At 74.8% G+C, this 14,264-nt stretch carries 10 protein-coding genes; 6 read left to right on the top strand and 4 right to left on the bottom strand.

What is annotated here, in order from left to right:
- Positions 1 to 105: 105 nt before the first annotated feature.
- The 3 genes from eccCa to EV372_RS09310 form a co-directional block, all read right to left on the bottom strand.
- Positions 106 to 4,104, bottom strand: a complete 3,999-nt coding sequence (eccCa, locus tag EV372_RS09320; protein WP_130395684.1) for a type VII secretion protein EccCa — start codon at positions 4,102 to 4,104, stop codon at positions 106 to 108.
- Positions 4,105 to 4,242: 138 nt separating this feature from the next.
- Positions 4,243 to 5,676, bottom strand: a complete 1,434-nt coding sequence (locus tag EV372_RS09315; protein ID WP_130395683.1) for a DUF6177 family protein — start codon at positions 5,674 to 5,676, stop codon at positions 4,243 to 4,245.
- Between the two features lie 431 nt (positions 5,677 to 6,107).
- On the bottom strand, positions 6,108 to 6,467 hold the full coding sequence (locus EV372_RS09310) for a hypothetical protein (RefSeq protein WP_130395682.1): 360 nt from the start codon (positions 6,465 to 6,467) through the stop codon (positions 6,108 to 6,110).
- A gap of 238 nt (positions 6,468 to 6,705) precedes the next feature.
- Between EV372_RS09310 and EV372_RS09305 the strand changes: the two genes are divergently transcribed.
- From EV372_RS09305 to EV372_RS29010, 6 genes are all read left to right on the top strand, one after another.
- Positions 6,706 to 7,035 carry a hypothetical protein gene (locus EV372_RS09305; RefSeq protein ID WP_130395681.1) on the top strand — a complete coding sequence of 110 codons (330 nt, stop codon included), beginning with the start codon at positions 6,706 to 6,708 and terminating at the stop codon, positions 7,033 to 7,035.
- 28 nt (positions 7,036 to 7,063) lie between these two features.
- Entirely contained in the window at positions 7,064 to 7,360 is a 297-nt protein-coding gene (locus EV372_RS09300) for a pore-forming ESAT-6 family protein (RefSeq protein ID WP_013155612.1), read from the top strand.
- Between the two features lie 47 nt (positions 7,361 to 7,407).
- Positions 7,408 to 8,385, top strand: a complete 978-nt coding sequence (locus EV372_RS09295; protein ID WP_130395680.1) for a TNT domain-containing protein — start codon at positions 7,408 to 7,410, stop codon at positions 8,383 to 8,385.
- Between the two features lie 123 nt (positions 8,386 to 8,508).
- Entirely contained in the window at positions 8,509 to 9,834 is a 1,326-nt protein-coding gene (gene eccD, locus EV372_RS09290) for a type VII secretion integral membrane protein EccD (protein WP_165435974.1), read from the top strand.
- 11 nt (positions 9,835 to 9,845) lie between these two features.
- Complete coding sequence (locus tag EV372_RS09285; protein ID WP_130395679.1) at positions 9,846 to 10,784, top strand: ATPase; 939 nt, start codon at positions 9,846 to 9,848, stop codon at positions 10,782 to 10,784.
- 1,481 nt (positions 10,785 to 12,265) lie between these two features.
- Positions 12,266 to 13,117 (top strand): hypothetical protein, encoded by an 852-nt coding sequence (locus EV372_RS29010; RefSeq protein ID WP_156095258.1) that lies wholly within the window; start codon positions 12,266 to 12,268, stop codon positions 13,115 to 13,117.
- Positions 13,118 to 13,379: 262 nt separating this feature from the next.
- On the opposite strand, the gene EV372_RS09275 is transcribed toward EV372_RS29010, so the two are convergent.
- Positions 13,380 to 14,123, bottom strand: coding sequence for a hypothetical protein (locus EV372_RS09275; RefSeq protein WP_130395678.1), 744 nt, complete (start codon positions 14,121 to 14,123; stop codon positions 13,380 to 13,382).
- Positions 14,124 to 14,264: the final 141 nt, after the last annotated feature.

Raw genomic sequence — 14,264 nt, 5'->3', positions numbered from 1 at the left:
TCCGATGCCGTGGACACGGGCGCGGTTCGGGCGGACACCGGCTGTCCGCGGTCCTCCGAAGCGCACCCGCACTCTACTCCCGTCCCCCGACAGCGGCCGGTGCCCTCACGGCCGCTCCTCGTGCGGCTCGCGCAGCGCGGTCTGCACCAGCCGCGACGAACCGCCGCGGGTCACCCACTTGCCGCGCCCGGGGGGCTGGCTGGCCGCGTAGACCCGGGGCAGGATCTGGCCCTCGCTCCGGTCGCCGGACATCACCAGGGCGCTCGTGCCGATCTCGCGCATGGCCTGCACCAGCGGGTCGTACATCCCGCGCCCCGCACCGGCCACCCGGCGCGCCACCACGAAGTGCAGGCCGATGTCGCGGCCGTTGGGCACGAACGGGACGAACGGCGCCAGCGGCTTCTGGCCCGCCGTGGTGAGCACGTCGTAGTCGTCGGCGAGCACCACGATGCGCGGGCCCTTGAACGAGCCCGGTTCCAGGGAGTCCACGTCCCCGTCCTCGGGCAGGCGGCCCTCGACCTCCTTGGCCACGCCGCCCGCCAGCCCCGCGCACACGCGGGGGTTGCTCGCGTACCCGCCCATGTACTCCTCGGGCACCACGCCCCGCAGGGTCCGGCGCGGGTCCATCACCGCGAACACCACCTCGTCGGAGGAGTAGCGCGCCACGAGGCCCTCGGCGACCAGCCGCAGCAGGTTGGTCTTGCCGCACTCCCCGTCGCCCATGACGAGCAGGTTCTGGTCACGCTCGAACAGGTCGAGCAGCACCGGTTCCAGGGCGCGCTCGTCCACGCCGATCGGCACCGCCTTGGGTTCGGACTCCGCCGTGGGCAGGGTCCGGGCGGACAGCCGGTGCGGCAGGATCCGCACCTGGGGCGCACGCGTGCCCCGCCAGGCCCGGTCCACCGCGCGCACGGCCTTCTCCACGACCTCGCCCAGGTTGTCGTCGTCGGCCACCCCGTCGAACCGGGGCAGCGCCGCCTGGCCGAACAGCTCGCCGTCGGTCAGCACCCGACCGGGGGTCCTGGCGCTGATCGTCTCCGAGAGCTTGCGGTCGATCGTGGAGTCCGAGGCGTCGTTGAGGTGCAGCTCCACCTTCTGCCCGAAGTTGGACTGGGCGGCGATGCGCACGTCGTTCCAGCGCAGCATCCCGGCCACCACGTGGACGCCGAACCCGCCGCCGCGCTGGAGCAGTTCGGTCACGATCGGGTCGATGTCCTCGAAGTCCTTGCGCAGCGCGCCGAAACCGTCCACGACGAACACCACGTCGGCGCTGGCCAGCTCGGGGACCTCACCGCGCGCGTGCATCCGGCGCAGCTGGGCGACCGAGTCGATCCCGCGCTCGCGGAACACCGTCTGGCGGTGTTCGAGCATGCCCTGGACCTCCTCCACCGTGCGGCGCACCCGCTCGGCGTCGGTGCGCACCGCCACGCCGCCCACGTGCGGCAGCGCCGCCAGGGACTGCATGCCGCCGCCCATGAGGTCCAGGCAGTACACGGCCGCCTGGGCGGGGGTGTGCGTGAGCGCCAGCGACAGCACCAGCGTGCGCAGCAGGGTGGTCTTGCCGCTCTGCGGGCCGCCGATGATCGCGGCGTGGCCGCCGGACGCGGTCAGGTCGAGCTTCCACACGCCCTGCCACTGCTTGGTGGCGTCGTCCAGCAGGCCGAGCGGCACGCGCATCGCCTCGTGCTCGCCGGGCAGCCGCAGCCCGCGGTCGCTCTCCTCCGGCTCGCCCGCCACCGCGTCCAGCGTGGTCGCGGACGGCAGGGGCGGCAGCCAGATCTCCCGGGTCCGCTCGCCGTGCCTGCCGAACTGGCCGACCATCACGTCCAGCAGGGTCGGGCCCACCGTGCGGGAGGGCATGGGCACGTCCTCGCCGGAGGACCCGGAGGCCGCGGCCTCCGCCGGCGCCGCGTCGGCGTTGTAGGCGGTGTAGCGGCGCACCGACGGGGCGCCCTCGGCGGGCTCCTCCTCCGCCACCGGGCCGCGGTAGGCGCCGGAGACGTACCCCGCCTTGAAGCGCTGGTAGACGCTGGTGTCCACCTTCAGGTAGCCGAACCCGGGCAGGGAGGGCAGGTGGAAGGCGTCGGGGGTGTTGAGGACGGTGCGGCTCTCCTCCTCGGAGAAGGTGCGCAGGCCCAGCCGGTAGGACAGGTAGGTGTCCAGGCCGCGCAGCTTGCCGCCCTCGATGCGCTGGCTGGACAGCAGCAGGTGCACGCCGATGCTGCGCCCGATGCGGCCGATGGACAGGAACAGCTCGATGAAGTCGGGGCGTGCGGTGAGCAGCTCGCCGAACTCGTCGATGATCACCAGCAGGTGCGGCAGCGGCGGCAGGCTCGGGTCGTGCTCGCGCTTGTAGGTGTAGTCGCCGATGTTGGACACGTTCCCGGCGTCGCGCAGCACCTGCTGACGGCGCTGCACCTCGCCGGACAGGCTCGCGTACACGCGCTCGATCAGCGCGGCGTCGTCCTCCAGGTTGGTGATCACCCCGGCCACGTGCGGCATGTCCTCGAACGGGGCGAACGTGGCGCCGCCCTTGTAGTCGACCAGGACCATGCTCACCCGCTCGGGCGGGTGCGAGGCGGCCAGCGCCAGCACGAGGGTGCGCAGCATCTCGCTCTTGCCCGAACCGGTGGCGCCCACGCACAGGCCGTGCGGTCCCATGCCCAGCTGCGCGGACTCCTTGAGGTCCAGCACCACGGGCTGGCCCATGTCGTCCACACCGATGGGCACGCGCAGGAACGCCCGCTCGCTGCGCGGCGCCCACAGGCGCGGCACGTCCATGGAACCGGGGTCCTGGACGCCCATCATCGCGGGGAAGTCGACGCTGCCGCCCTCCTGGGCCGTCTCCTCGATCGACTCCGGGGACAGGCGCAGCGGGGCCAGCATGCGGGCCAGACCGGTGAGGGTGGCGTCGGAGACGTCGTCCACGGTGCCGGTGGTGACCACGGGGTCGGCGCCGCGCAGCTCCTCGACGCGGACCTGGTCGCCGGTGACCGTGACGCGCACGTTCACGTCGCTGGGCTCGTCGATCTGGCGGGACACCAGGTGCAGCACGGTCACGCCCAGGTCGACGGGGTCCACGGCGTGGTCGGGCCGGACCAGCTCGGCGGCCACGTCGCCGTGGGTGTCGTGGACGACCAGGAGCCTGCGCAGCATCCGGTACGCCTCGCGCTTGCCCATGCCCCGGCGGACCTCGGAGGCGAAGTCGGTGCGCGAGCGCAGCTCGTCCGCGAGCAGGCCCCCCAGCTTGACCGGGTCCGGGGCGATCAGGCGGACGGCCGCGCCGCCCTCGCGGCGCTGCGGGTCCAGGACCTGGGGCAGCCACGGCAGCCAGGACCAGTCCTCGGCCCTGTCCGCGGGGTAGGACACCGCCAACCCGGCGTCCTCGGGGGCGTGGAAGGCGCCGAACTGGGCGGCGAGGGCGCGCACCACGCGCATCACGTCCTCGCGCTCGCCGATCACGCTGACGTTCCCGGCCATGTCCAGGGGCAGGGTCAGCGGCATCTCGGGGACCGAGGCGAACCGCCGGATGGCGGCCTGCGCCTCGGAGAGCATGAACGGGTCGGTGGGCATGAGGGCGGTGCCCTGCTCGGCGAGCCGCAGGGGGCGGCCCTCGGTCAGGCCGGTGCCCACCCGCACCCGCAGGAAGTCGCGGTGCCTGCGGCGGCGCTCCCAGAGCCGGGTGGGGTCGCGGATGACGTCGTACAGGGCCTCGGGCGGCGGGTCGAGCAGCCGGGCGTGGGCGCGGGTGCCCTGCTCCCAGGCGGTGAGCTCCTCGCGCAGTTCCTCCAGGTACTGCAGGTACAGCTCGCGCTGGTTGCGGCGCTGCCGGGCGACCTGGCCGCGCCGGGAGAAGAGCATGACCACGGCGGCGAGGAGGGCCACCACGAGGAGGACGCCGCCCAGCGCGATGAAGGCCGGGTTGCGCATGACCATCATGATGGTCATCGACGCCAGCATGCCGACCATCGGCAGGATGGTCATCAGCGGGTTGCCCTGGGCGTTGCCGTCGGGCAGGGTCGGCGGGGCCTCCACCTCGTGCGGTTCCTGCACCGGAGTGGGATGGACGGTTCGTGTCGGCCGGTGCACGACGCGAAGGCTCATCGGCTTTCCTCTCGGCGCAGGGATGGGAAGACGAGGGCGCGGGGGCTGCGCGGGGGCGGAAAAATCCTATCGAAGACGGTGTCGGAGGGGCTTTTCGCGTACGGGCGGCCCCGGTCGGCGCCCGGCCGCGGCCGCAGGTCAGCCCGCGCGGGCCCCGTCGGGGTGCAGGTGGTCCATGAGCTCGCGGAAGCGCTGCCAGCCGTCCGGCTCGGTGCCGTCCCCGACCCGGTACCAGACCGAGGGCGTGAGCGGCGGGCCGAACGGCACCCCGCGCACCGGAGCGGACAGCGCCCGGTCGGTGCCGATCGAGGAGACGCCCTCCACCCCCACGGCCAGGCCGACCGGCAGGGGGAGGCCGCGCCAGCGGGGCTCGTGGGTCAGGTCCGGCCGCCCGGCCGCGCGCCGCACCGTCATGGTCCGCAGCACGTCGCGTTCGGTGAGTGTGCGGACCACCGACGACAACGCGTCCAGGTCGTGCTCCTCGCCCGCGGGCCGGGCCACCGCGAACGAGACGCTCTCACGCACCCCGTGCGCGGTGCGCATCACCCGCTGGGTGCCGCAGAAGGGGAGCACGCCCTCCTCGCGCACGCCCTCGGGAGGTCCGGTGAACACGAACCAGGTCTGTCCGGGCGCGCGTTCGCGGCACAGCCGGGTCAGCGCCGCCCGGTTCCACTCCTGGGGGAGGGGTTCGCTGGTGCCCCAGAGCGCGGGGGCGCGGCCGCCCAGGCGCTCGGCGAGCAGCTCGGCGGCCTCGCCCAGCACCAGGCCGTTGTCGGCGGGGTGCTCCGCCTTCAGTTCGACGAGCAGGTGGGAGCCGGTCCCCTCCGCCTCCTCCGCCCGGGCGCGGAACGCCTCGTGCGGTCCGTCCTCGGCCCGGGCGCTCCGGTCCAGGACGAAGGCCTCCCGTTCGTCCCAGACCAGGGGCACCCCGGAGAACCCGTCGTAGTAGGCGCCGTCGGGGGCCTGGACCACCCAGCGGGCGGTGGGGTTGGCCAGCACCGAGTGCAGTGCGTGGGTGAGGCGGCTGGTGGAGGGGGTGACGACCTGGAGGCGCAGGCCCTCGCGCCCGTGGACGGCGACGGTGTCCACGAGCCAGGGGGACATGGGGACCAGGGGGCGGTCCTGCACCACGACCACGGCCCTGTCGGTTCGGGCGGTGACGGCGGGGTGGTCGGTGGAGCCGTCCAGGAAGGCGTCGCCGCGGGAGAGCCGCGGCTCGGGCTCCCACACGACGCCGCCGAGCCGGTCCGCGAGGTCGCGGACGAAGCGGCCGACGGCCCCGGCGGTGTCGGTGTCCGCGATTTCGGCGCCGCGCGCCTCCACCCAGTAGGGCTGGGCGGGCAGGTCGTCGACCATGCCGTCGGCCAGGAGCCGTTCCGCCTCGGCGGACAGGGCCAGGCGCTGGGCCGCCTGCATGGCGGCGACCAGGCGGCCCCCGGAGTCGAGCAGTTCGACCACGGCGCCGTCGGCCGCGAACCGCACCCGGAGGTCGGGTCCGGCGGCGACCAGGGCCTTGGTCAGGGCGCGCCGGTCGGGAGGGCTGGACAGAAGGGCGACCGCGTCGTGGCTCAAGGGGTCTCCTCAACACTCCGGGGGAGGGCGGTACTGGGAGGGTGGGATCCCGGGGGCGTCCGCGGGGTTCGCCCCCGGGCCCCGTCTTCCCGGGCGGGTGGGGGCACCCCGCGGAGCGGCGCGCCGTGGCACGGGATCCTGCGTCTTCCCGGGCGGGGCGCCCCCGCCCGGTTTCGGAGGGGACGGCGGTTCCGCCGGACCCGGCGTGAACCGCGGACCCTCCGGAGGCCGGGGCAGCGGTCCCGGAAGACGTCTCTCCGTCAGGGAACGGATCGTCGTCCTTCCACGCGGGGCCGTGCCCGGAAGGGTGGCTCGGCCACGCGTTTCCGGGTTCGGCAGGGGACGGAGCCGCTCGTGGAACACCTTGTCCACCTTTTTTGGCTCAGTCATCGTATTCGATGTCGCTTTCCATTCCTTGGGCCTCCTCTGTCCTACGCCCGGCGGTGGGGTTCCGCACCTCCGGGATCAGGGAGGTGCAATTCGGACAGAAAGGGCGATTTTGACGTGCTTCCTGTTTGTGAACCGGTTGTCGGACTGGAAGTCACGAAGCGCGGAGGCGTCGGGTCCGTGCTTGAGCGCGGCGGCCCGGTCGAGCAGGGGTTGTGCTCGGCGGCCTTGGGGCTCTCCTCCTTCCACCAGAGCACGCCGCTGCCCTCGTCCCGTCCGCGGCCGATGCTCTGGAGGAAGGCGTAGGAGTCGCTGCGCAGCGTGTACCAGCGGTCCTCGATGTCACGCGCCTTCTCGGCGAAGTCGATCAGCGCGTCGGAGGCGCTGGAGAGCGCCGACGACACCTCGTCCGCGTCCCCGGTGAGCGGGTTCAGGACGTTGAACAGCGTCGCGGACTCGGGCGCGGATCGTCCCTGGGCCTGCGTCGGAGGCCACTTGTATGATGCAGATCCTCCCCTATGGGGGGATCCAGTCCGTTGCCCGGTCGCGGATCTTCTTCCGAACCACGGGCACTCCGCGTGCGTCCTCCCCCACGGGAGGCGAACAGCCTCGCGAGGACCCCCGAGGAAAGCAGGTGAAAAGTTGTCACGTTGGCAGATCGGCGACAACACCCTGACCACCCTGTCCCAGAGCACCGGCACCACCGGTGACGAGCTGAGCAGCCTCATCCAGCAACTCGTCCAGGCCGCCGAGCCCCTGTCCGGCAAGTTCGACGGCGCGGGCAAGGCCGCGTTCGACTCCTTCAAGCTCAGGGCCGACGGCATCACCGCGGACCTGCGCGCGGGCCTCGGCTCCATCCAGGAGGGCCAGACCGGCATGAACACCGCGTTCGTCACCGGTGACCAGACCATGGCCGACGACGCGAACCAGAGCATGGGCTCGGCCAACTTCGACGCCGCCAAGTTCCGCTGACCCCCCGACCCCCCGGTAAGGAGCATCCATGAGCAACAACGCCTACGACCTCGGTGCCTCCCAGGAGGTCCAGGGCAACATCCAGTCGATCACCAACCGCCTCGAGACCCTGATCGGCGAGCACGACACCGACGTCAGCCAGGCCATGGCCGAGTTCGAGGCCACCGGCGTGTCCGAGGAGTACAGCGCCAAGGAGCTCAAGTGGCACAACGCCGGTAACGAGGTCCGCGAGATCATCCGGCTCGTGCGCGAGACGCTGTCCACCAACGACTCCACCGCCCAGGAGACCCTCAGCCGCGCCAACAGCGCGGTCATGAACATCTGACCGCACTCCAGGTACGGGACCCGCACGAGAGGCAGTGAGGAGCACGGTTGGCACGCGACTACGACAGTCAGCTGCTGGAGTCCGTCGCCGTGCGCCGACAGCGCCTGCGCGAGGCGGTGCTCTTCGGCGGCCAGCGCACCAGGCGCCGCCTGGACGAGAACTTCGGCAAGGTGGCGATCAGCGCCTGCCTCGCCGCGGTCATCTGCGGCGGCACCGTCGGCTGGTCCTTCGTCAGCAACCAGCTCAGCACCCAGCGGGTGGAGCAGGAACAGCAGGCGTCGGGGCCGGCCAACAACGCCGTCCCGCCCATTCCGGGCGACTGGGTCGGCGCTCAGGTCACGCTCGACGACCTGCGCGGGGAGCTGGACGCCGCCGGGGTCCCCGAGAGCCTGTACGTGCTCCCGGGCGACCCCCGTCCCGAGCCCGGGACCCTCGACAGCTACTACCTGCTCAGCCAGGACGCGGAGGGCTACCTGTCCGCCGCCGTCATGGACTTCGACCAGGGCCGCCCCGGACCCGAGTTCACCACCGAGGACGAGGCGGCCCGCTGGCTCTACCAGGAACTGGCCACCACCGAGCCCGAGCCGACCGTCCTCACCCAGGCCGAGGAGCGGCAGACCGCCGAGGCCACGGCGGAGCTGGTCACCACGGTGCGCGAGAGCCTTCAGGAGCGCAGCGGCGGCTCCTACCTGCACGGACTCGCGGTCGGTGACGTCGTGGACGCCTTCGGCCAGGAGAGCGGCCGCTACCTGTTCCCCGACGGGACCGCCTTCGGGGAGCGCGGTCTGCCCGACCACGCCCGCACCGGTCCCGACGGCGAGGACCTCTACCACCGCTACCGGGTCATCCACCCCTTCCAGGTGAGCGCGACCAGCGCCCCCGCGAACGGGGGGCACCCCGGCGGCGGCGTCCGCTTCACCCTCGACACGGCCGGGTTCACCGAGGTCCCCACCGTTCCGACGATCCGCTGGCTCATCGGCAACGGCTACCTGGAGCGCGTCGCCGTCAACGACGTGCCCGACTAGGGCGCCGCCGCAAGCCTCCACACCGTCCGGCTGGAGGGCACGACCGAATTCCGGGGCCCGGACCCCGGACCCGAGAGCGGTGGCCAGGGCCACCGGTGACGCAGGAGCGAGGATGGGAAGGCAATGACCGCTTGGAGCCGCGTGACCCTCGTCGGCGAGGAGCGCAGGGTCGACGCCGTCCTGCCCGCGAGCGAGCCCGTGGGCGCCCTCATGCCCGAGGTGCTCGACCTCCTCGGCGACCAGGTGGAGAACCCCGCCAAGCTGCGGCACCTGGTGACCGCCTCCGGGATCGTCCTGGAGGGCGACACCACGCTCGCGGAACGGCAGATCACCGACGGCGCGGTGCTGCGGCTGGTCCGGGCGGAGGAACCGGTGCCCGCCCCGGTGGTGCACGAGGTCCCCGAGGCGGTCTCGATGGCCCTGGACGACCACCAGGGGCGCTGGAACCCGGTGGCGGCCCGCTGGACCGCCACCGTCTCCCTGGTGGCCCTCGCCGTGGGCGCGGCCTGGATCGTGCAGGGGTACTTCTCCGGCAACGGCGGCCTCGTCGGACTGGCCGTGGTCGCCGCCGTGCTGGTGGCGGTGGGCGCGTCGATCGGCCCGACCTGGCGGGAGCCCCTGGGCACGGCGCTGGCGATCAGCGGCGCCGCGGTCGGCGGACTGGTCCTGTGGCTGGCCTGCGACCAGCTGGGCTGGCCCGAGTGGGCCCGCTGGGGCGGCGGCGCCGCCCTGGTCGCGGGACTGGTCCTGCTGCTCGGGCTCACGTCGGGCCTGGGCCGGGGCGGCCTGACCGGCGGCGGGGTCGGACTCGCCCTGGCGGTCGTGTGGTCGGTGGGCGCGGCGCTGGGCCTGCCCGCCTACCAGATCGCCGTCATCATGGCGGTGGCCTGTGTGGTGCTGCTGAGCCTGCTGCTCCGCCTGGCGCTGACGTTCTCCGGACTGGCGGTCCTGGACGACCGGCGCAGCTCCGGGGACGCGGTCACCCGGAGCGACGTGCTCACCTCGGTGGCGGGAGCCCACCGGAGCCTGGTGATCGCCACGATCGCGGTGGCGGTGTCCGCGGCCACGGCGGGGATCGGCCTGGCCACCCACTTCGACTGGTGGACGGCGGGGTTGTCGGTGGTGCTGGCCCTGGTGGTGGCCAGCCGGGCCCGGCTGTTCCCGCTGGTCGCGCAGAAGTCGGTGCTCATCGCCGCGAGTCTCGTGGTGCTGGTGGCCTTCCTCCTCTCCTGGGCCGAGGCCGTGCCCTGGGGGGTGTGGCCCGCGCTGGGGATCGCGGTCGCGGTGTCGGCCGTCCCCGCGGTGGTGCTGTCGATCGAGCAGCCCGAGCACGTGCGGGCGCGGCTGCGCGGTGTCACCAGCAGGTTCGAGGCGGTCGCCGTCGTCGTGCTGGTGCCCCTGGCGATCGGCGCGTTCGGCACCTTCCAGCGCCTCCTCACGACCTTCTGAGCGGGGGGACGATGAACGCCTCACAGACGCGGGCCCCGGGCGGGGCCTCCCCGGCCGGAGCCGCTGCGGCCGCCTCCGGGACACGGCCGGTGCGCGGCGACCGCTGGGTGCGCCGCGTCGGCCGGGCAGCGCTGCGCCCGTTCCGGTCGGCGGACGAGGTGGCCGACACCATCGAGCTGGGGAGGCGGTTGCAGCGCCCCACCTCGACCGGGCGCCGGATCGTCGTGGACGACCTGGGGTCGGGCGCCGACGCGTCGGTGGTGACCGCGCTGGTCGCCCGCTCGCTGGCGCACTTCCGCCACGACCGGGTGCTGGCCGTGGACGCCACCGGCCGGGCGCCGTCGCTGGCCGGGCGGCTGGGCCTGGACGAGCCCGGCGACCTGGACGGGGTGGACCCCACCGGTTTCGAGTCGGTGCGCGCCAGCCTCGGCGAGGCCAACGAGCGCCTGTGGACGGTGCGGGCCGCCCCGGGCGGGGCCGGGGCCTACATGTCCGGGCTGCTGCCGATCTCGCGGTTCTTCGGGGTGACCCTCGTGGCCGGGGAGTCGGGCGGCGCGTTCGTGGAGGCCGTCGGCGAGGCCGCCCACGCACGGGTGCGCGTGGTCCGCGCGACCCGGGAGGCCGCGATCCGGGTCGGGCGCGAGCTGGACCTGCTGATCGCGGACGGCAGACAGGACGAGGTACGGCGGACCGTGGTGGTCGTCTTCGACGAGCGGCGGCGTGAGGACCCGGGGTTCGACGCGGCCCGCACGACCGGGATCATCGCCGAGAGCGGCGCGGGCGTCATCGTCCTGCCGCACGACCGGCACCTGGCCCAGGGCACGGTCGTGCGCCCCGGGTTCATCGGTGAGGCCACCCACCGGACCGTTCAGCTGGTGGCCGCCGAGGCGCTGGACCGTTCGGTGGACGGCGCCGGGCCGGTCCGGACCCGCGTCGAAGGAGGGGAGTAGCCGTGGAGCAGCGACCCGAACCGGAGCGGGGGACCCCTCCCGGGGAGCAGGAGGCCCGGGAGGAGCACGACGGCCGGGGGAGCCCGGACGCGCCGCCGGACGCCGGTAACCCGACCGGCTGGCGACCGGGGGCTCCCGTGCACGGGGATCCCGCCCGGGGAGGTCGGCGGCAGGCGCCGCGGGGGGAACCGGGACGGTACCCCGGGCCGGTGCACGGCCAGCCCGCGCCGTCCGGCGGCCACGACGCCGGGCAGTGGGGGAGTGGCGCGGCGCCGAGCGGGCCGCGGCGGCCCGCCGCCGGTCAGGGCTTCCCGGGAGGGGGCGCCGCACCGAGCGGACCGGAGCCCGCCGCCGGTCAGGACACCGCACGGTGGCCGGAACCGGGGCGGGGCGCGCCGTCCGGCGGACATCGGCCCTTCCCGCACACGCCGTACCCGGGTCGGGGAACGACGCACCCGTACGGCCAGCAGGGGGGCGCCAACGCCGCGCCGAGCGGTCCGCAGCGGCCCGCCGCCGGCCAGGGTTCTCCGGGTGGAGGCGCGGCGCCGAGCGGTCCGCAGGCCTCCCCGGGCGGGCAGTACCCCCGTGGTCCGCAAGGCGCTCCCAGCGGGCCTCAGCAGCCTGCCGCCGGCCAGGGCTTCCCGAGCGGTCCCCAGTACGCGTATGGCCAGCAGGGTGGGCCCAGCGGCCCCCAGCCGGCCCCGTCCGACGGCTGGTTCTCCGACGCGCCCGGACACGGCCAGGGCACCCCGCCCGGCGGTGCGCCGGGCTACCCGGCACAGGGAGCGCTTCCTCCGACGCCCTACGCCGTCGAGCCGCCGAGGCCGTATGAGCCCACCGGCCCCAACGCGCCCTGGGCGGGCCACTCGGGTCCGCAACGGCCCCCCACCCCGCCCGGTGGAACGGCGACGCCGCGCACCTTCGCGCAGGACTCGGTAGCCGAGGCCTTCCTGTCGGGGACGCCCATGCCCGCGCCGCCGACCCAGCAGCCTCCGGCGCCTCCCGAGCAACCCCAACAGCCTCAGCGACCCCAGCAGTACGGGCCCGGCCCCGCACAGAGCCCGCCGGAACAGCGGGCATCGTGGCCGCGGCCCCCGCGGCGGACGCAGCCTCCGGAGCAGCAGGCGCCATGGCAGCCGCAGCCGGACCCGGCCGTGCTCGCGGACCGGAGCGCGTCGGCCGCTCCTCCCGCCGCGCCACCGGCGCCTCCCGCGAACCCGTCGCCCGCCCCGCGGCCGGAGCCGCCGCGCGACCGGGAGCCGCCCGGCGAGCGGGAACGGCCGGGCGGCCGGAGACCGCAGGGCGGACAGGAAACACCGCCGCACGAGGGCACGCCTTCGGCCTCCCGGCCCCGCGAGGAGGTCCCGCCCGCCCGCGCCTGGTTCGGTACGGCCTCCGCCTCCGAGGCGTCGCGCCCGCCGGTACCTCCCGGCGCGACCCGCGAGCCCCGGCGGGTCGGCCCGCCGCGCCCGGCGGACCCCGTGACCGTCAACCCCGGAGGCGAGGAGGACTCACCGGACCCGGACGCGGAGGAGACGGACGTCTTCCTGGTCACGGGCGCCGACCGTCGCGCCCGCAAGACGCGGGAGGAGGGCCGGGAGGCCCCGCGGACCGGGGAGGAACCGGACTCATCGGAGTCCTCAACGGCCTCGGAGACCTCACCGGCCCCGGTCGCCCCCGAGGCCGCACAGGAACACGGCTCCCCGCTGTACCAGGGCGTCTCCCCGTTCGCACCCGAGCCGGAGGCCGCGGAACCCGGCGGCCCGGAGGAGACCGGCCCCTCCCCCCAGGCCGCCGAACCCGTGCGCCCCGACACGGACACCGTGCGCGTCCAGGCTCCGCCGCCCGTGGAGGCGGACCCGGCCGACTCCTCCGACACCGCTGGAGGAGCCGGTTCCGCGGCGGCCGCGGAGCGTTCCTCGCCGGGCGCCGGGCGGGAGTCCGCTCCTCCCGGAGCCCGGGAGCCGGAGCAGGACGCTCCCTACCCCGCCTACGGTGACCGGCCACTGGAGCCCACCGGGTTCGCGGACATTCCGGCCGCGCCCTACGCGGGTGTGGGGCGGTCGGAACCCGATCAGGGCGTCCCGAGCCCCGGGGACCGCCCGGACCCGCCGACCCCGTACGCCCCGGCCGCGAACCCCCCGCCCACGGAGGTCCCCGCGCAGGACCCCCCGGCACGGGGGATCGAGTCCTGGATCGACGCCGTGGGCGGCGGGCGCACCCCGGTCCAGGGCGGATACGAGCAGAGGATCGCCGCGGTGAAGAGCGTTCCGGCCTCCCCCTGGCGCCGGGCCGTCTTCGCGGTGACCGGAGGACGCCTCAACCTGGGTTGAACCCGTGGTCGGGTGACAGCAGGGGAGGCGCGCCCGCCTCCCCTTGCGGACGCGCCTCCGGGGACGCCGTACGGCACCCCCCATCCGCCGGTCCGGTCCACGGGCCGCCCTTCCGCGGGCCAGAGAACCCGGACAACCCGGTCCGGCGGGCGCCGACCGTCCGGGTCCGTCCCCTCGGCGAAGTGCCGGTCCGGTCGGCTCTGCCGTCCCGCGCCGGGCCGCTCGGGCCGGGGCCTCGCGGCGCTGGGACGGCGTCCTCAGGTCATCTCCTGTCCTCCAGCCCCCCGACCAGGGACAGCGCCTCCCCGTGGCTGGCGGGCAGGGGCACCGTCCACACGGCCGCCCCGTGCTCCCAGCAGGTCCCCCGGCGCAGCGCGTCCAGTTCGCGGTCCAGGTCCGCGGACTCGGGGGCCACCACCGCGATCCGCCCCCGGGCCAGCAGGCACACCGACTCCCCGCGCGTGAAGAACCCGCGCAGCTCGTGGCCGAGCACGATCAACCGCGCGGTGCGCCGCCACGGGTCGATCCCCGGGTCCAGCGCCACGACCACGAGCCGGTGCCCCGAGGCGGGCGGCGCCCCGCCGCCGGTGTGCCGGTACAGCTCACCGAGCCGGGTCCGCAGGTACTCCGCGGTGGCCAGGCCGGTCAGCGGATCCTGGCAGGTCTGCCACCCGCGCCCCGCGTCCGCCCACCCCTCGGCCAGCGCCCGGACCAGGACCGGCGGCGGGCTCCGCCACCCCGCCACCGACGTGAACGCCGACAGGTCGTCCAGGCTCTGCCCGATCCCCACCCCCGAACGCGCCCGCGCCCCGCCCAGGAGCCCGCAGGGGCCGGCCAGGTCGTCCCCCGCCGCGAAGGCCCCGCACACCGCGTCCACGGCGGGCGTCCACCAGCTCTCAGGCGGGTCCCACCCGGCCTCCCGGCTCCGCCGACCCCACGGCGCACGCAGTTCCCGGGCACGGGCGGTACGGTCCCGCGTCCCGGTCCTCACCTCGGCATCTCCCATGGCGCCGCTCCCGTCAGTCGGTCCTGTCGCGGAGGCGGGTCCGCGTCCGCTCGGCGCGTTCCGTCCTCCCTCACCCCTGATTACGGAGATCGGTGGCGGCTGTGACGCGAATGCGGGATATTTTTCGAGCACGTGTCCTCC

The sequence above is a fragment of the Nocardiopsis sp. CNZ308 genome (assembly GCF_004217075.1).
The sequence above is the reverse complement of the archived record's forward strand: the minus strand, read 5'-3'. Positions and strand labels throughout refer to the sequence as shown.

Coding starts and splice junctions, on each gene's coding strand:
- eccCa (WP_130395684.1), bottom strand. CDS start 4,104: ATGAGCCTTCGCGTCGTGCACCGGCCGACACGAACCGTCCATCCCACT.
- EV372_RS09300 (WP_013155612.1), top strand. CDS start 7,064: ATGAGCAACAACGCCTACGACCTCGGTGCCTCCCAGGAGGTCCAGGGC.
- eccD (WP_165435974.1), top strand. CDS start 8,509: ATGACCGCTTGGAGCCGCGTGACCCTCGTCGGCGAGGAGCGCAGGGTC.
- EV372_RS09285 (WP_130395679.1), top strand. CDS start 9,846: ATGAACGCCTCACAGACGCGGGCCCCGGGCGGGGCCTCCCCGGCCGGA.
- EV372_RS09275 (WP_130395678.1), bottom strand. CDS start 14,123: ATGGGAGATGCCGAGGTGAGGACCGGGACGCGGGACCGTACCGCCCGT.